Origin of the sequence: Acidovorax kalamii (genome assembly GCF_002245625.1) — a bacterium.
Taxonomy (GTDB): Bacteria; Pseudomonadota; Gammaproteobacteria; order Burkholderiales; family Burkholderiaceae_C; genus Acidovorax; species Acidovorax kalamii.
The window spans coordinates 319,058-337,023 of the sequence record NZ_NOIG01000001.1 but is presented as its reverse complement, the minus strand read 5'-3'; the positions used below and the strand labels follow the sequence as shown (position 1 = coordinate 337,023).

Here is a 17,966-nt window from a genome sequence, read left to right as displayed (position 1 = left end):
TTGTTGTTTTCCTTATTTGATGAGCTGCAGGAACGTGTCGCCCCAGACGAACCAGGTCATCAGAGCGAAGACACCCAGAATCATCACCAGCGCGTAGTGGAAGATGAAGCCAGACTGCACCCAGCGCACGACGCCAGCCACACCCCGCACGACCTTCCAGGAGCCGTTCACCAGGGCACCATCGATCACTGCCTGATCACCACCCTTCCACAGCCCCACGCCCAACAGGCGGGCGCCACGGGCCAGGATGTTTTCGTTGAACCAGTCCATGCCGTACTTGTTTTCAAGCAGCTGGTAGACCTTGATCGACTCGAAGAAACGCTTGAGGGCCGCAGGCAGCGCAGGGTTGACCATGTACATGTAGTACGAAGCCGCCACACCCGCCAGCGCCAGCCAGAACGGTGCCGTCTGCAGGCCGTGCGCCGCCATCGCCACGGGGCCGTGGAAGATTTCTGCGAGCTTCGCCATCGCGGGGTGCTTGGCCGCGTCCACAAAGATCACATCCTTGAAGAAATCGCCAAACAGCATGGGCTGGATGAACATGAAGCCCACCACCACCGAGGGAATGGCCAGCAGGATCAACGGCACGGTCACCACCCAGGGCGACTCATGGGGTTCGTGGTGGTCATCGTGGCCGTGGCCATGGTGGTCGTCGTGGTGCGCGTCGGGGTTCTGGTCGTAACGCTCCTTGCCATGGAAGACCAGGAAGTACATGCGGAACGAATAGAACGCCGTGATGAACACGCCTGCCAGCACGGCAAAGTGCGCGAAACCAGCGCCAGGCAACTGGCTGAAATGGACCGCCTCAATGATGCTGTCCTTGGAGTAGAAACCCGCAAACAAAGGCGTGCCGATCAGCGCCAGCGAACCCAGCAGCGAGGTGATCCAGGTGATGGGCATGTACTTGCGCACGCCGCCCATCCAGCGGATGTCCTGGTTGTGGTGCATGCCCATGATGACCGAGCCGGCACCCAGGAACAGCAGCGCCTTGAAGAACGCGTGGGTCATCAGGTGGAACACCGCGACCGAGTAGGCCGAAGCGCCCAGTGCCACGGTCATATATCCCAGCTGCGACAGCGTGGAGTAGGCCACCACTCGCTTGATGTCGTTCTGGATGATGCCCAGGAAGCCCATGAACAGCGCAGTGATGGCGCCGATGATCAGGATGAAGTTGAGCGCGGTGTCCGACAGTTCGAACAGCGGCGACATGCGCGACACCATGAAGATGCCGGCAGTCACCATGGTGGCCGCGTGGATCAGTGCCGAGATGGGGGTCGGGCCTTCCATCGAGTCGGGCAGCCACACGTGCAGCGGGAACTGGGCGGACTTGCCCATGGCGCCGATGAACAGGCAGATGCAGATCACGGTGATCAGCAGCCAGTCGGTGCCGGGGAATGCCAGGGCGCCGAGTTCGCCGGACTTGGCGAAGATTTCGCTGTAGTTCAAAGTGCCGGTGTAGGCAGCGATCAGGCCAATGCCCAGGATGAAACCGAAGTCGCCCACACGGTTGACCAGGAACGCCTTCATGTTGGCGAAGATCGCCGTGGGCTTGTTGAACCAGAAGCCGATCAGCAGGTAGGACACCAGGCCCACAGCTTCCCAGCCGAAGAACAGCTGCAGCAGGTTGTTGCTCATGACCAGCATGAGCATGGAGAACGTGAACAGCGAGATGTAGGCGAAGAAACGGTTGTAGCCGTCATCCTCTTCCATGTAGCCAATGGTGTAGATGTGCACCATCAGCGACACAAAGGTCACCACCACCATCATCATGGCCGTGAGGCTGTCGATCAGGAAACCCACTTCCATCTTCAAGCCACCCACCACCATCCAGGTGTAGAGCGTCTCGTTGAAACGGGCGCCATCCACGGCCACGCTCTTGAGCGTCATGGCCGAGAGAATGAAAGCGACAAGCACGCCAAGGATCGTCAGCGTGTGGCTCAGGCGGCGACCAATCCAGTTACCACCAAAGGTTGTGCCGAAGATACCGGCCAGCAGAGCGCCCGCCAGCGGAGCCAGTGGCACGGCCAGGAGCGTTGAAGCGGAGAGGGTTTGACTCATTCTTGAGAACCTTGGGAATACGGGTGGCTCATCAGCCCTTGAGGGTGTTGAGGTCTTCCGCGTTGATGCTGGACTTGTTGCGGAACAGCAGCACCAGGATCGCGAGGCCAATGGCCGACTCTGCGGCCGCCACGGTCAGGATGAAGAACACGAACACCTGCCCGTGCATGTCGCCCAGGTAGTACGAGAACGCCACGAAGTTCATGTTCACTGCCAGCAGCATCAACTCGATCGCCATCAGCAGCACGATCAGGTTCTTGCGGTTCAGGAAGATGCCGATCACGGCCAGCGCGAACAGCATCGCGCCCAGAGAGAGAAAGTGGCCCAAAGTCAGCGTCATGCTTTTTTCTCCTCGGCGGCGGGTTCGGCGGGCACCTCGGGCTGCGCCTTCTGGGTGGCAGCCACCTTCACGACTTCCAGGCGATCGCTGGCGCGAACCCGGATCTGCAACGAAGGATTGATGGCCTTGCTGTCCTTGCGCTGGCGCAGGGTCAGTGCAATGGCAGCGATCATGGCCACCAACAGGATCACGGCCGCGATTTCAACGGGGTACAGGTACTGGGTGTACAGAAGCTTGCCCAGTTCCTTGGTATTGGAGTACGGCACCACCTGGCCGGCCGCATCCACGACAGTGGCAACTGCCTTGGGCTCGTCCATACCGCGGAAACCACCCATCAGCACGGCGGCCATTTCCAGGGCGATCAGCGCGCCCACGAAAGCAGCGAGCGGGAAATGCTTCCAGAAGCCCTTGCGCACGGTATCGATGTGGATGTCCAACATCATCACCACGAACAGGAACAGCACCATCACGGCCCCCAGGTACACCAGCACCAGGGCGATGGCCAGGAACTCCGCCTTGAGCAGCAGCCACACAGCGGCAGCCTGCGAAAAGGCAAGGATGAGGTAGAGCACCGCATGCACGGGATTGCGCGCGGTGATCACCCGGAAGGCTGCAAACAGCAGCACCACCGAGAAGAGATAGAAGAAACCGGTCTTGGCGTCCATGAATCGGGTCTTTATAGAAAGTCTGGCAAAGAGGCCGCGCTCAGCACCGCTCAGCGGTACTTGGCATCCGCAGCCTTGGCCGCCGCGATTTCACCTTCGTACCGGTCGCCCACGGCCAGGAGCATGTCTTTCGTGAAATACAGGTCGCCACGTTTTTCGCCGTGGTACTCGAAGATGTGCGTTTCGACGATCGAATCCACCGGGCAGCTTTCTTCGCAGAAACCGCAGAAGATGCACTTGGTCAGGTCGATGTCGTAGCGTGTGGTACGGCGCGAACCATCGGCGCGCACGTCCGATTCAATCGTGATGGCCATGGCGGGGCACACGGCCTCGCACAGCTTGCAGGCAATGCAGCGCTCTTCGCCGTTGTCATAGCGGCGCAGCGCGTGCAGACCACGGAAACGGGGCGACAGGGGCGTCTTCTCTTCGGGGAACTGCACGGTCACCTTGCGGCGGAACGCGTAGCGGCCGGTCAGGGCCATGCCCTTGACCAGTTCCACGAGCATGAAGCTCTTGAAGAAGTCTTTGAACGAAAAAGGTGCAGCAGCAACAACGGCAGTCATGTGTGATGTCCCCGCTTATTTCCAGATGTTCCAGGGCGAGAGCAGCCAGCCGCCCACAAAGAGCAGGTACACCAGCGTCACCGGGATGAAGATCTTCCAGCCCAGACGCATGATCTGGTCATAACGGAAGCGTGGGAATGTGGCGCGGATCCAGATGAACATGGACACCACGAGGAAGGTCTTGAGACCCAGCCAGATCCAACCGGGAATCCAGTTGAACAACGCGCTGTCGATGGGCGACAGCCAGCCGCCCAGGAACATGAGCGCGGCCAGAATGGACACGAGCCACATGCTGGCGTATTCGGCCAGGAAGAAGATCGCGAACCCCATGCCCGAATACTCGACCATGTGGCCGGCCACGATTTCGGCTTCACCTTCGACCACGTCAAAGGGGTGGCGGTTGGTCTCGGCCACGCCGGAGATCAGGTACACCAGGAAGATGGGCAGCAGGGGCAGCCAGTTCCAGGACAGGAAGGTCAGGCCCTTGTCAGCCGCCATGCCCTTGGCCTGCGACATGACGATCTCGGTCAGGTTCATGCTGCCCGAGACCATGATGACCACCAGGAAGCAGAACCCCATGGCGATTTCATAGCTCACCATCTGGGCCGAAGCGCGCAGTGCGCCCAGGAAGGCGTACTTCGAGTTTGATGCCCAGCCAGCAATGATCACGCCGTACACCTCGATGGAGGTGATCGCCATCACCAGCAGCAGGCCGGCGTTGACATTGGCCAGCGCCACATCGGGACCAAAGGGAATCGCTACCCATGCGGCCAGCGCCGGCATGATGGCCATGACAGGGCCCAACACGAACAGACCCTTGCTCGCAGCGGTCGGCTGGATGATCTCCTTGGTCAGCAGCTTCAGCGCGTCGGCAATCGGCTGCAGCAGACCCATGGGACCCACGCGGTTGGGGCCGTGGCGCACTTGCATGAAGCCCAGCAGCTTGCGTTCCCACAAGGTGAGGTAGGCCACTGCACCCATCAGGGGCGCCAGGATGCAGACGATCTTGATAAGGATCCAGAGCACCGGCCAGACGATGCCGGTCCACCAGCCAAAGGAGAGCAGGTTCAGGCCCGCGTTGTAGATCGCGTCGATCATGCGGCCACTCCTTCACGTGCCATGCGCGCGTCGGCAGTGAGCTGCAGCGACGTGGAACGGCGCACCAGGCCGTCCAGTTGATAGATGGAAGCCACCACGGGTTCGCCAGCAGCGGCCGTGGCCGCAGGCATTGCCTTCACAGCATTCGACAGCTGCGCGGCCGGTACTTGTGTGACCGTGCCCGCTGGGGCATTGGTGGCGCGGGCCAGCACGTCCTGCGAGGTTTCGAAGTCGAAGCCCGGCACGCCCAGCAGATTGGCCAGCACGCGCAGGACCTTCCACGCAGGGCGGGTATCACCCAGGGGACGCACCACGGCATGGAAGCTTTGCAGGCGGCCTTCGGCATTGACGAAGCTGCCCGAGGTTTCCGTGAACGGAGCAATTGGCAACAGAACGTCACTGAACTCCATGTTGGCCTTGAAGGGGCTCAACGTGACCACCATCTCTGCACCAGACAGGGCAGTGGCAGCCTGCGCACCCGCAGCCGAGTCATGGACTGGCTCTGTGTTCAGCAGCACTGCCGCCTTCAAACCACCGGAGAGCATTTGAGCCGCATTCAGACCGCCATTGACAGGGTGAGCGCCCGCAAACTGCGCACCCACCGTGTTGGCGGCTTCCGTGAGGTAACCCACGCTCGCGCCAGTGTTCTCACCGATCCAGTTGGCAAGCGCCAGCAGCTGGCTGGCCTGTGCATGGTGTGCAGCGGCATTGCCCAGCAGCACAGCCTTGCGCTCGCCGCCCAGCAAAGAGCGGGCGATGGCTTGGGCAGCCTCGCTGGCAGCAGTCGCGCCTTGGGGCGCAGCAATGCCTTTCTCCTGGGCCACTGCGGACGCAATACCGCCCAGCGTCTGCATCCATTCCGCAGCGCCTTGCGCCACGAAGGATTGCACGGGCATGGCCCAGTCCTGGGCCACCGATGCGATGGCGCTGACCAGGCAGCCGTGGCGTGCAGCCTGGCGAATGCGCTGGGCAAACAGCGGATGGTCCTTGCGCAGATTCGAGCCCACCACCAGCACGCGTTGCAGCGTGGACAGGGAGGCGATGGACGTGCCCAGCCAGCGGATACCTTCGGGTGCAGCGAACTCGGCGTTGCGCAGGCGGTAGTCAATGTTGTCACTGCCGATGCCACGCACCAGCGCGGAGGCGAGGTACAGCTCTTCCACGGTGCTGTGCGGGCTGACCAACGCACCGATGCTGCTGGCGCCGTGGTCGTTCTTGATGTTCTTCAGGCCATTGGCCACGTATTCCAGCGCGGTCCGCCAATCGACTTCCTTCCACACCCCACCCTGCTTGAGCATGGGCTGGGTCAGGCGGTCGTCGCTGTTGAGCGCTTCGTAGGAGAAACGGTCGCGGTCGGCAATCCAGCACTCGTTGACAGCTTCGTTTTCCAGGGGCACCACGCGCATGACCTTGTGGTTCTTGACCTGGACAATCAGGTTGGCACCGGTCGAATCATGCGGGCTCACCGAACGGCGGCGCGACAACTCCCAGGTGCGGGCGCTGTAGCGGAACGGCTTGCTGGTCAGGGCACCCACAGGGCAGATGTCGATCATGTTGCCCGACAGCTCGGAGTCCACCGTATCACCCGTAACCGTCGTGATCTCGGAATGCTCGCCGCGGTGGATCATGCCCAACTCCATGACGCCGGCCACTTCCTGGCCGAAACGCACGCAGCGGGTGCAGTGAATGCAGCGGCTCATTTCCTGCATGGAAATCAGCGGGCCCACATCCTTGACAGGCACCACACGCTTTTCTTCTTCATAGCGCGAAGAAGAGCCGCCATAGCCCACGGCCAAATCCTGCAGCTGGCACTCACCGCCCTGATCGCAGATGGGGCAGTCCAGCGGGTGGTTGATCAGCAGAAACTCCATGACCGACTGCTGGGCCTTGATGGCCTTGTCGCTCTTGGTGCGCACGATCATGCCTTGCGTCACCGGCGTGGCGCAGGCGGGCATGGGCTTGGGAGCCTTTTCCACATCCACCAGGCACATGCGGCAGTTGGCGGCGATGGAAAGCTTCTTGTGGTAACAGAAATGGGGAATGTAGGTGCCAGCTTTTTCGGCAGCATGCATCACCATGCAGCCTTCAGCGACTTCTACTTTCTGCCCGTCGAGTTCGATTTCAACCATATGCGTTTCTCGCGATCAGGCGGAGGTGGAAGCCTGAGGGGTCTTCTCTTGGCGGATCAGCGCTTCGAATTCCGGACGGAAGTGCTTGATCATGGCGCGCACCGGCATGGCCGCCGCGTCACCCAGCGCACAGATGGTGCGGCCTTGGATGTTGTCCGCCACCGAATTGAGCAGGTTAAGGTCGCCTTCGCGTCCCTGGCCATGCTGGATCCGGTCGATCACGCGCCACATCCAGCCCGTGCCTTCGCGGCAGGGCGTGCACTGGCCGCAGGATTCGTGCGAGTAGAAGTACGACAGGCGCAGCAGGCTCTCGACCATGCTGCGGGAGTCGTCCATCACGATCACAGCACCCGAGCCCAGCATGGAGCCGGCCTTGGCGATGGAGTCATAGTCCATCGTGCATTCCATGATGATGGACGCGGGCAGCACGGGGGCAGACGAGCCACCAGGAATCACGGCCTTGAGCTGGCGGCCCTTGCGCACACCACCGGCCAGTTCAAGCAGCTTGGCGAACGGCGTACCCAGAGGCACTTCGTAGTTGCCGGGCTTCTCGACGTCGCCAGAGACCGAGAAAATCTTGGTGCCGCCGTTGTTGGGCTTGCCGCACTCCAGATACGCTGCGCCACCGTTGCGAATGATCCACGGCACAGCCGCGAAGGTCTCGGTGTTGTTGATCGTGGTGGGCTTGCCGTAGAGGCCGAAGCTCGCAGGGAACGGTGGTTTGAAGCGGGGCTGACCCTTCTTGCCTTCCAGCGATTCGAGCAGCGCAGTCTCTTCGCCGCAGATGTAGGCACCGAAGCCGTGCGCCGCATGGAGCTGGAAGCTGAAGTTGCTGCCCAGGATCTTGTCGCCCAGGTATCCCGCAGCGCGCGCCTCTTCCAGCGCCGCCTCGAAGCGGTCGTAGGTCTGGAAGATCTCGCCGTGGATGTAGTTGTAGCCCACGGAAATGCCCATCGCGTAGGCGGCGATGATCATGCCTTCGATGACGATGTGCGGGTTGAACTGCAGGATGTCACGGTCCTTGCACGTGCCCGGCTCACCTTCGTCGGAATTGCAGACGAGGTACTTCTGGCCAGGGAACGAGCGGGGCATGAAGCTCCACTTGAGACCGGTGGGGAAGCCCGCACCGCCGCGGCCACGCAGGCCCGATTCCTTGACGGTAGCGATGACCTGGTCCTGTGTGAGCGACTCAGCGCCGTCGGTGCCCAGGATCTTGCGCAGCGCCGCGTAGCCGCCGCGCGCTTCGTAGTCCTTGATGCTCCAGTTCGTGCCGTCCAGGCCCGCGTAAATCTGCGGGTTGATGTGGCGGTCGTGGAAGCAGGTCTGGACGCCTGTGGCCTGGAACTGCGAGAGGATCTGTGCAGCAGTGGTCATGCTTGTCCTTCCGCCGCGCGCAGGCCGTCTACCAGTTGATCGAGCTTGTCGTTGTCCATGAAGCTGCACATCGTGCGGTCATTGACGAGCATCACGGGCGCATCGGCGCAGGCGCCCAGGCATTCGCACTGCTGCAGGGTGAACAGGCCGTCAGCCGTGGTCTCGCCCATGGCCACGCCGAGCTTCTTTTCAAGGTGGTGCAGCGCCTTCTGACCGTCGCGCAACTGGCAAGGCAGGTTGGTGCAAACGTTGAGCTTGTACTTGCCCGTCGGCTGCTGGTTGTACATGTTGTAGAACGTGGTGACTTCGTGCACCGCGATCTGGGCCATGCCCAGGTAGTCGGCGATCACGGCCTCGCTCTCGGCGCTGACCCAGCCCTGCTCCTGCTGCACGATGGACAGACAGGCCATCACGGCCGACTGCGCTTGCTCGGGCGGGTACTTGGCCACTTCTCGTGCAAAGCGCGCCAGCGTCGCCTCGGTGATCTTGGTATTGCTGCTGTTCATCGGTCGATCTCCCCGAACACGATATCCATGGTGCCAATGATGGCCACGGCGTCGGCGATCATGTGGCCACGGGCCATTTCGTCCAAGGTGGCGAGATGCGCAAAACCAGGCGCACGAATCTTGAGGCGGTAAGGTTTGTTGGCGCCATCGCTGACCAGATAGATGCCAAACTCGCCCTTGGGGTGTTCCACAGCGGCATAGGCTTCGCCTTCGGGCACGTGGAAACCTTCGGTGAAGAGCTTGAAATGGTGGATCAGCTCTTCCATGTTGGACTTCATGGATTCGCGAGCAGGTGCCGCCACCTTGTGGTTGTCAGTGATGACAGGGCCCGGATTGGCGCGCAGCCAGTCCACGCACTGCTTGATGATGCGGTTGGACTCGCGCATCTCCTGCACACGCACCAGATAGCGGTCGTAGCAGTCGCCGGTCTTGCCCACAGGCACATCAAAATCCACGCGGTCGTACACATCGTAGGGCTGCGTCTTGCGCAGGTCCCAGGCAATGCCGGAGCCACGGATCATGGGACCGGTCATGCCCAGATTCAGCGCACGCTCGGGTGGCACCACGCCAATACCCACGGTGCGCTGCTTCCAGATACGGTTGTCGGTGAGCAGCGTCTCGTACTCGTCCACGCAACCAGGGAAGCGCTTCGTGAAGTCGTCGATAAAGTCCAGCAGCGAACCCTGGCGGTTCTGATTCAGCGCCTCCAATGCCTTGGCATTCTTGATCTTGCTGACCTTGTACTGCGGCATGCTGTCCGGCAGGTCGCGATAGACGCCCCCCGGACGGAAGTACGCCGCATGCATACGCGCGCCGGAGACTGCTTCGTACATATCGAACAGGTCTTCACGCTCGCGGAAGGTGTAGATCAGGATGGTGGAGCTGCCGCAGTCGTTGCCGTGCGAGCCCAGCCACATCAGGTGGTTCAGCAGGCGTGTGATCTCGGAGAACATCACGCGGATGTACTGTGCGCGCACCGGGACTTCCAGCCCCAGCAGCTTCTCGATGGCCAGGCAGTACGCGTGCTCATTGGACATCATGGACACGTAGTCCAAACGATCCATGTAGGGCAGCGACTGGATGTAGGTCTTGTGCTCGGCCAGCTTTTCGGTAGCACGGTGCAGCAGGCCAATGTGCGGGTCGGCACGCTGCACGACTTCGCCGTCCAGCTCCAGCACCAAGCGCAGCACACCGTGCGCTGCCGGATGCTGCGGACCAAAGTTCAGGGAGTAGTTCTTGATTTCAGCCATGATGGTTCACATGGGGCGCCGAGCGCCTCAGTGCAGGCCTCCGTACTTGTCTTCACGGATGATGCGCGGCGTGATCTCGCGCGGCTCGATCGAGACGGGTTCGTAGACCACTCGGCGCTGCTCGGCGTCGTAGCGCATCTCGACATGACCCGACAACGGGAAGTCCTTGCGGAAGGGATGGCCAATGAAGCCATAGTCGGTCAGGATGCGGCGCAAGTCGTTGTGACCATCGAACACGATGCCAAACAGATCGAACGCCTCGCGCTCGTACCAGTTGGCCGAGTTCCACAGATCGGAGACCGACGCCACCACAGGGAAGTCATCGTCGGCGCAAAACACCTTCACGCGCACACGCTGATTGAGGCTCACCGACAGCAGGTGCGACACCACACAGTAACGTGCCCCTTCGTTCACCGCATCGCCATACGCGGAGTAATCCACACCGCACAGATCCACCAATTGCTCGAAGCGGCATCCTTCGGCGTCGCGCAGCAGGCGCATGGCATCCAGGTAGTCGGCAGCAGACACCACCAGCGTGACTTCATCCAGAGCCACCGTGATCTGGCGCACCTTGGCGCCCAGCGCTGCAGCGATATTGTCTTTGAGTTTTTCAGGCCGAATGGCAACAGCAGTCATCATCAACCCTTCAGACACGAGCAATGGTGTTGGTGCGGCGAATCTTCTGCTGCAGCTGGATGATCCCGTAGATCAGCGCTTCTGCCGTGGGTGGGCAGCCTGGCACATACACATCCACAGGCACAATGCGATCGCACCCACGCACCACGGAGTAGCTGTAGTGGTAGTAACCACCGCCATTGGCGCATGAACCCATCGACAGCACCCAGCGGGGCTCGGACATCTGGTCGTACACCTTGCGCAGCGCCGGTGCCATCTTGTTGCACAGCGTGCCGGCCACGATCATCAGGTCGGACTGGCGGGGGCTGGCACGGAACACTTCGGCGCCGAAGCGGCCGATGTCATAGCGGGCCGCTGCCGCGTGCATCATCTCGACAGCACAACAGGCCAGACCAAAAGTCATCGGCCACAGAGAACCGGTCTTGGCCCAATTCACCACGGAGTCGTAACTCGTGGTGATGAAGCCTTCCTTCATCACGCCTTCAATCATTGCATCGATCCTTGTTGAAGCCCGCTCATTCCCAATCCAGGGCACCCTTTTTCCACTCGTAGGCAAAGCCCACGACGAGGATGGCCAGGAAGATCACGACCGCCACGAAGCCCGCCATGCCCACATCATGCAGCGTTACCGCCCAGGGGAAGAGGAATGCGATTTCGAGGTCGAACAGAATGAAGAGAATGGCCACGAGGTAGTAGCGCACATCGAACTTCATGCGCGCATCCTCGAAGGCTTCAAAGCCACATTCGTAGGGGGAGTTCTTTGCGGCATCCGGGCGATTGGGGCCCAGTATGTAACCGAGTACGAGGGGGACAACGCCAACGGCGATGCCAACCAAGATGAACAAAAGGACGGGGAGGTACTGATCGAGGTTCATCTTGAGGATGTGCTCACCGCTGTAGCCTTGCCCGACATGAGCCCGGATGGGTCATGCGGGGAGGCCTTTGTTTTGGTGCCGTCGGCGAGACTCGAACTCGCACAGCTTTCGCCACTACCCCCTCAAGATAGCGTGTCTACCAATTTCACCACGACGGCTGGTTGCTGCGTCTGGATGGCATGAGGAACCTTGCGGTTTTGGCTTTCCAGACAATCCCGGATTCTACTCCGGAAAAACCCTGCTTCAGCTTGCAGGGCCCAATTTAGTGCAGATTATTTGGTCGGAATTTGCGCCGCGCCCGATGCAGGCACAGCAGGAGCAACTGCAGCATCTGGAGTCGCAGCGGCGGGCGCCACAGCAGCAGGCGCCTCCAGCACACTGCCAGAGCTGGCCGGGCGGGCGTTGCCAAAATAGGCCAGCGCCAGCGTGGACACAAAAAAGACTGCGGCCAACACCCCCGTACTGCGCGACAAGAAGTTGGCACTGCCACTGGCGCCAAACAGGCTGCCCGAGCTTCCGCTGCCAAATGCGGCGCCCATGTCAGCCCCCTTGCCATGCTGGATGAGGATCAGGCCAATCATCACCAGCGCCGCCAACATCTGCACCGCCAAAATCACATTCACGATCACGTTCATTCTCTGTTCACTCCTGATTGAATAGCTTCGGCAGCCTTAGCGGGCTGCCGCAATGATTTGCAAAAAGTCGGCCGCCTTCAACGAGGCGCCCCCCACCAGTCCACCATCGATGTCCGGCTGGGCCAGCAACTGTGCCGCGTTGCCCGCATTCATGCTGCCGCCATACAGCAGGCGAATGCGGTCGGCATGTTCGCTGGCTGCCGAGAGTTGCGCGCGCAACACCGCATGGACCGCCTGCGCTTGCTCTGGAGATGCCGTGCGCCCCGTGCCAATGGCCCAAACAGGCTCGTACGCCACCACGATCTCGCTGATGCAGTGACCATTGAGATGGATCACCGCCGCCAACTGGCGCTTGACCACGGCTTCGGTCTGGCCTGCTTCGCGCTCCTGCAAGGTTTCCCCCACACAAACGATGGGAGTGACGCCGGCGGCCAGGGCACGCTGCGCCTTCTCCGCCACCGCCACGTCGGTTTCGCCATGGTATTGGCGACGCTCCGAGTGCCCCACCAGGGCATAACGCACACCAAAGTCCTTCAGCATCGCCACGGAGACCTCGCCGGTGTAGGCCCCCGACTCGTACCGGGAAACGTCCTGGGCCGCTACCGCGACCACCGTCCCAGCGGTGAGCGCCTGCACTTGTGCCAGATACGGCGCGGGCACCGCCACTGCCACGTCGCAAGCCACATCATCCAGACCTGCGATGAGCGCCTTCAGCAACACCTCGTTGGCAGCCAGGCTGCCATTCATTTTCCAGTTGCCTGCGATGAGTTTTTTCTTGTTGTTCATGGTTACCACGTCAAAACAATCTTGCCGATATGCTGGTTCGATTCCATCAGGGCATGGGCTTGAGATGCATCTGCCGCAGCAAACGTGCTGTGAATAACTGGGCGCACCTTGCCCGCCGCCAACAAGGGCCACACCCGCTCACGCAACGCATTGGCAATAGCACCCTTGAATGCGACGGAGCGCGGACGCAACGTAGACCCGGTGATGGTGAGGCGGCGCCGCAGAACCAGCCCCGCATTGAAGTCACTCTTGACCCCGCCCTGCACCGCGATGATGACCAGGCGGCCATCTTCGGCCAGACACTCCACCTCCCGCGCCACGTAGTCGCCAGCGACCATGTCGAGCACCACATCCACGCCCCGCCCTTCCGTTATGCGCCGCGCCTCTGCCACAAAGTCTTGCGACTTGTAATTGATAGCGTGGTGCGCACCCAGCGCAAGGCAGGCTGCGCATTTTTCGTCGCTGCCCGCCGTGGCAATGACCACCGCACCGAGCGCCCGCCCCAACTGGATCGCCGTGACGCCAATGCCGCTGGTCCCACCCTGCACCAGCAAGGTCTCACCCGCCTGCAGGCGACCTCGATCGAACACGTTGCTCCACACCGTGAAGAACGTCTCCGGCAGCGATGCTGCCTCCACGTCACTCAGCCCATCGGGCACCGGCAAACACTGAGCCGCAGGGGCGACACACCATTCGGCATAGCCACCACCAGCCACCAGCGCGCACACGCGGTCGCCCACACGAATGCCCGCCTTGGCCAGCGCCGCGGCATCACCAGACTCCACCACCCCCGCCACCTCCAGCCCCGGTAGGTCCGAGGTGCCCGGCGGTGGCGCGTAGTGCCCCATGCGCTGAAGCACGTCAGGACGGTTGATGCCACTGGCGGCAACGCGGATCAGCAGCTCACCCGCGCCTGGCTCCGGCCTGGGGCGATTCCCCAGGGCCAGCACCTGAGGCCCGCCAAAAGACGTGATCTCGACTGCACGCATATTGCGATCCATGGAAAGTCAGATTGAAATGATTTAGGCCGCCTGCGCTCTATGGATGAGCGCAGACAGCTACAAAATCAATAGCAACCAACAACTCAGCCAATCACCTGCTCGGACGCACCGTCCGACAACAGCGATTGTTGTTGCTGCTGCTCCGCAGGCTGGCGACCACCATCACGACCATGGTCGCGGCGAGGCTCGCGATCACCGCGCTCGGCAGGAGCGGGGCGGTCGCTGCCACCGGCGGGGCGCTCGGCCAGCACCTTCATCGACAGCTTGATGCGGCCCTTCTCGTCGGTTTCCATGACCTTGACCTTCACGATCTGGCCTTCGGCCAGGTAGTCGGACACCTTCTCGACGCGCTCGTGCGCAATCTGGCTGATGTGCAGCAGACCGTCCTTGCCAGGCAGCAGGTTGATCAGTGCGCCAAAGTCCAGGATCTTGGTCACAGGGCCTTCGTAGATCTTGCCGATCTCGACCTCGGCCGTGATCTGCTCGATGCGGCGCTTGGCTTCGTCAGCCTTGGCAGCGTCGGTGGCGGCGATGGTGATGGTGCCGTCTTCCTCGATGTTGATCTGGCAGCCGGTTTCCTCGGTCAACGCGCGGATCACGGCGCCGCCCTTGCCGATCACGTCACGGATCTTCTCGGGGTTGATCTTCATGGTGTACAGCTTGGGAGCAAAGTTCGACACTTCGGTCTTGGCTTCACCCATGGCCTCTTGCATCTTGCCCAGGATGTGCATGCGCGCTTCCTTGGCCTGGGCCAGCGCCACCTGCATGATTTCCTTGGTGATGCCCTGGATCTTGATGTCCATCTGCAGGGCCGTGATACCACCCGTGGTACCCGCCACCTTGAAGTCCATGTCGCCCAGGTGATCTTCGTCACCCAGGATGTCGGTCAGCACGGCGAAACGGTTGGCATCCTTGATCAGACCCATGGCAATACCGGCCACGTGCGCCTTCATGGGCACGCCGGCATCCATCAGCGACAGGCAGCCGCCGCACACCGAAGCCATGGACGAGGAGCCATTGGACTCGGTGATTTCCGACACCACACGCATGGTGTAGGGGAATTCTTCCTTGGTCGGCAGCACAGCCACCAGAGCACGCTTGGCCAGACGGCCGTGGCCGATTTCGCGGCGCTTGGTCGAGCCCATGCGGCCCACTTCGCCGGTGGCGAAGGGAGGCATGTTGTAGTGCATCATGAAGCGGTCTTCGTACTCGCCGGCCAGCGCGTCGATGCGCTGTGCATCGCGCTCGGTGCCCAGCGTGGTCACGACCAGCGCCTGGGTTTCGCCACGCGTGAACAGGGCCGAGCCGTGGGCGCGGGGCAGCACGCTGTTGCGGATCTCGATGGGGCGCACGGTGCGGGTGTCGCGGCCGTCGATGCGGGGTTCGCCAGTCAGAATCTGGCTCCGCACGATGCCTGCTTCGATGTCGAACAGCATGCCTTCGACCTTGACGGAGTCGAACTCCACGCCGTCAGCCTTGAGGCCAGCCATCACAGCGGCATAGGCTTCACGGCAGGCTTGGGTACGGGCTTGCTTGTTGCGGATCTGGTAGGCAGCGCGCAGCTTGTCGTCGGCCAGTGCGACCACCTTGGCGATCAGGGCTTCGTCCTTGGCAGGTGCCTCCCACTGCCACACGGGCTTGCCAGCGTCGCGCACCAGTTCGTGGATGGCGTTGATGGCCACATTGCCTTGCTCATGACCAAACACCACGGCGCCCAGCATGATTTCTTCAGACAGCTGTTGGGCTTCGGATTCGACCATCAGCACAGCGGCTTCAGTGCCCGCCACCACCAAGTCCATCTGCGAGTTCTTGCGCGCAGTCTGGCCGGGGTTCAGCACGTATTCGCCGTTGATGTAACCCACGCGGGCGGCACCGATGGGGCCGTTGAACGGAATGCCAGAGATGGCCAAGGCTGCGCTGGTAGCGATCAGGGCAGCAATATCAGCATCCACTTCGGGGTTCAACGAAATGGTGTGGATGACCACGTGCACTTCATTGAAGAAACCTTCGGGGAACAGCGGGCGGATGGGGCGGTCGATCAGGCGGCTGGTCAGGGTTTCGTGTTCGCTGGGCTTGGCTTCGCGCTTGAAAAAGCTGCCGGGGATCTTGCCAGCGGCATACGTCTTCTCGATGTAGTCCACCGTCAGCGGGAAAAAGTCCTGACCGGGCTTGGCGGACTTGGAAGCCACCACAGTGGCCAGCACCACGGTGTCGTCAATGTTCACCAGCACGGCGCCGGAGGCCTGGCGGGCGATCTCGCCCGTTTCCATGATGACGGTCTTGTCGCCCCATTGGAAGGTCTTGGTGACTTTGTTGAAAATGCTCATGTTCAGCTCCTGTTTTAATAGCTGGTAGTGCCCTACCAGATTGGCTTGGAGAGCAATTCAGAACACGATGCCATTCCAGGGAAGTGCTGCACAATGCAGCGGCAACAACTTCATTGGAATGACACAGCTTCGCTCTGTTTTGCGGCTCCGAAGTAGAAAACGCCTGAGCTAGCGGACTAACCCAGGCGTTTTGGCATGCAATGAAAATTACTTGCGCAGACCCAACTTGGCGATCAGCGCGGTGTAACGGTCAGCGTCCTTGGCCTTCAGGTAATCCAGCAGCTTGCGACGACGGCTCACCATGCGCAGCAGGCCACGGCGACCATGGTGGTCCTTGGCGTGTGTCTTGAAGTGAGGGGTCAGTTCGTTGATGCGAGCGGTCAGCAGAGCCACTTGCACTTCTGGGCTACCAGTGTCGTTGGCAGCACGGGCGTTCGCCTTGACAACTTCAGCCTTGATGGAGGATGCGATCATGTTTTTCCTTTGATGTGGCCTAGCGTGAAAGCAGGCCATGGTTTTACTTGCGCCAGCAGCTGGAACGGCCGCTGGCGTGCGTCTTGCACCATGCAAAACCTTTGGATTATACCCTGAGACAGGTTTTCACCCCGCCAACCAAACCTCACAGGATCTCTAAAGGTAAAACACAAACAAGACCCACGCCGCCGCCCCAAGGCAAGGCGCACCGCCAGGAGCCAAACCCGACCACCCCTCCGCCGCTTGCCGGTCGGCGACCTTCAACGAATCACAGTTCAGCCATGCAAGACAAGGCACAGATTTCAACAGGCGCTGCCGCTGCCTATGCGCCGTACACCGATGCCAAAGAGCAGCATCAGCGCGTCACGGCGATGCTTCGAATACCCCCGCATGCACCCGCGCCATACCAGCCGACGCTCTATGCAAACGCAAATCCCCCCAGCAACCCCATGCGAAGACCAAGGGGCGCTGTGCTATGCCTCCACCCCAGCCGCCAACCCACCACCAGAAAGAGAAAGCCCCGGAAAAGCCTTCGCACCACAAATCAGACGACCGTCCACCCCGTCCAGATTCAAAAAACTGGACATACAGCCAGTAGGAGCGCCTATAGCTTCAACGAAGCACAGCACAGACACACCCCATGATCGCGGCTGCGTCATACACACGACCCAACCCTCGACAACGCTTTTGTCGCCTTAACCGGCACGTCACCCATCTCTGAATCCACTGCTACTCCATCAATCGCAGGAGAGGATCAGAGCAGGTAACCTACGCAAACGGCAGTCTCAGCCCGCCTTGCAAGCAACCACGAGTTGTCAGCACAAAAAAACTCACCGCATTCAAGGGGGATAAAGATAGCCAGACACATGACAACAAAACGGCCCACCACCCTCGCCAACCCAGAACGCTAGCCCCAAGAAAAACCATGCACACCCGCGCTTGTCCAGCAAAGCAACACTCACAAATCTCGACTACTTTTTTCGTCCTACTGCTAGCCATCTGCCTTGGCAGCCCCAAAACTGTACTTGCCAAGCGCAAAAACTCCCCTCAAACGGCAACTGCACCAGCCAAACAGGTCAAGGTAAAGCATCTGCGAAGCCCCTCAGAAGAGAGCCCTGCAGCGCGAGACCGCAGGCTACATCGCGAATGCAAAGGAAGACCCAATGCAGGGGCCTGTCTAGGCTACGCAAAGCCTTAAAAGCAAAAGCTTAAAGAAAGTCTCAAAAGCCGGTCGTCATGCAACCAAAAC

Annotated in this window: 17 protein-coding genes and 1 tRNA gene; all 18 read right to left on the bottom strand. The window is 61.0% G+C overall.

The features are described 5' to 3' along the window. Positions 1-12: 12 nt before the first annotated feature. Complete coding sequence (gene nuoL, locus CBY09_RS01520) at positions 13-2,058, bottom strand: NADH-quinone oxidoreductase subunit L (protein ID WP_094285675.1); 2,046 nt, start codon at positions 2,056-2,058, stop codon at positions 13-15. A 31-nt stretch (positions 2,059-2,089) separates the two neighbouring features. Beyond that, the gene (nuoK, locus tag CBY09_RS01515; protein ID WP_094285673.1) at positions 2,090-2,398 is read right to left on the bottom strand and encodes an NADH-quinone oxidoreductase subunit NuoK; all 309 of its coding nucleotides are present in this window, start codon (positions 2,396-2,398) and stop codon (positions 2,090-2,092) included. Then, a complete protein-coding gene (locus tag CBY09_RS01510; RefSeq protein ID WP_094285671.1) occupies positions 2,395-3,063 on the bottom strand; it encodes an NADH-quinone oxidoreductase subunit J in 669 nt (222 codons plus the stop codon). Before CBY09_RS01510 ends, nuoK begins: the two co-directional genes overlap by 4 nt. 50 nt (positions 3,064-3,113) lie before the next feature. Then, positions 3,114-3,626 carry an NADH-quinone oxidoreductase subunit NuoI gene (gene nuoI / locus CBY09_RS01505; protein ID WP_063461094.1) on the bottom strand — a complete coding sequence of 171 codons (513 nt, stop codon included), beginning with the start codon at positions 3,624-3,626 and terminating at the stop codon, positions 3,114-3,116. Positions 3,627-3,641: 15 nt separating this feature from the next. Next, positions 3,642-4,724: an NADH-quinone oxidoreductase subunit NuoH gene (gene nuoH / locus CBY09_RS01500; protein WP_063461095.1), complete on the bottom strand. Its 1,083-nt coding sequence runs from the start codon at positions 4,722-4,724 to the stop codon at positions 3,642-3,644. Next, entirely contained in the window at positions 4,721-6,853 is a 2,133-nt protein-coding gene (gene nuoG / locus CBY09_RS01495; protein WP_094285669.1) for an NADH-quinone oxidoreductase subunit NuoG, read from the bottom strand. Before nuoG ends, nuoH begins: the two co-directional genes overlap by 4 nt. A gap of 15 nt (positions 6,854-6,868) precedes the next feature. Beyond that, entirely contained in the window at positions 6,869-8,227 is a 1,359-nt protein-coding gene (gene nuoF, locus CBY09_RS01490) for an NADH-quinone oxidoreductase subunit NuoF (protein WP_094285667.1), read from the bottom strand. Next, positions 8,224-8,733, bottom strand: a complete 510-nt coding sequence (gene nuoE, locus CBY09_RS01485; RefSeq protein ID WP_094285665.1) for an NADH-quinone oxidoreductase subunit NuoE — start codon at positions 8,731-8,733, stop codon at positions 8,224-8,226. Before nuoE ends, nuoF begins: the two co-directional genes overlap by 4 nt. Next, a complete protein-coding gene (locus tag CBY09_RS01480) occupies positions 8,730-9,983 on the bottom strand; it encodes an NADH-quinone oxidoreductase subunit D (RefSeq protein ID WP_063461099.1) in 1,254 nt (417 codons plus the stop codon). The genes nuoE and CBY09_RS01480 overlap by 4 nt, the downstream gene beginning before the upstream one ends. A 27-nt stretch (positions 9,984-10,010) precedes the next feature. Further along, positions 10,011-10,619 (bottom strand): NADH-quinone oxidoreductase subunit C, encoded by a 609-nt coding sequence (locus CBY09_RS01475; RefSeq protein WP_063461379.1) that lies wholly within the window; start codon positions 10,617-10,619, stop codon positions 10,011-10,013. Positions 10,620-10,629: 10 nt separating this feature from the next. After that, positions 10,630-11,109, bottom strand: coding sequence for a NuoB/complex I 20 kDa subunit family protein (locus CBY09_RS01470; protein ID WP_007849129.1), 480 nt, complete (start codon positions 11,107-11,109; stop codon positions 10,630-10,632). A 25-nt stretch (positions 11,110-11,134) separates the two neighbouring features. After that, on the bottom strand, positions 11,135-11,494 hold the full coding sequence (locus CBY09_RS01465; RefSeq protein ID WP_063461100.1) for an NADH-quinone oxidoreductase subunit A: 360 nt from the start codon (positions 11,492-11,494) through the stop codon (positions 11,135-11,137). Between the two features lie 73 nt (positions 11,495-11,567). Next, a tRNA-Leu gene (locus CBY09_RS01460) sits at positions 11,568-11,652 on the bottom strand. A gap of 114 nt (positions 11,653-11,766) precedes the next feature. Then, a complete protein-coding gene (gene secG / locus CBY09_RS01455; RefSeq protein WP_094285663.1) occupies positions 11,767-12,129 on the bottom strand; it encodes a preprotein translocase subunit SecG in 363 nt (120 codons plus the stop codon). Between the two features lie 36 nt (positions 12,130-12,165). Beyond that, positions 12,166-12,915 (bottom strand): triose-phosphate isomerase, encoded by a 750-nt coding sequence (tpiA, locus tag CBY09_RS01450; protein WP_094285661.1) that lies wholly within the window; start codon positions 12,913-12,915, stop codon positions 12,166-12,168. A gap of 2 nt (positions 12,916-12,917) precedes the next feature. Next, positions 12,918-13,904: an NAD(P)H-quinone oxidoreductase gene (locus tag CBY09_RS01445; protein WP_094285659.1), complete on the bottom strand. Its 987-nt coding sequence runs from the start codon at positions 13,902-13,904 to the stop codon at positions 12,918-12,920. A 95-nt stretch (positions 13,905-13,999) separates the two neighbouring features. Beyond that, positions 14,000-16,243 (bottom strand): polyribonucleotide nucleotidyltransferase, encoded by a 2,244-nt coding sequence (gene pnp / locus CBY09_RS01440; RefSeq protein WP_094285657.1) that lies wholly within the window; start codon positions 16,241-16,243, stop codon positions 14,000-14,002. A gap of 207 nt (positions 16,244-16,450) precedes the next feature. Further along, positions 16,451-16,717: a 30S ribosomal protein S15 gene (rpsO, locus tag CBY09_RS01435; protein WP_005793232.1), complete on the bottom strand. Its 267-nt coding sequence runs from the start codon at positions 16,715-16,717 to the stop codon at positions 16,451-16,453. Positions 16,718-17,966: the final 1,249 nt, after the last annotated feature.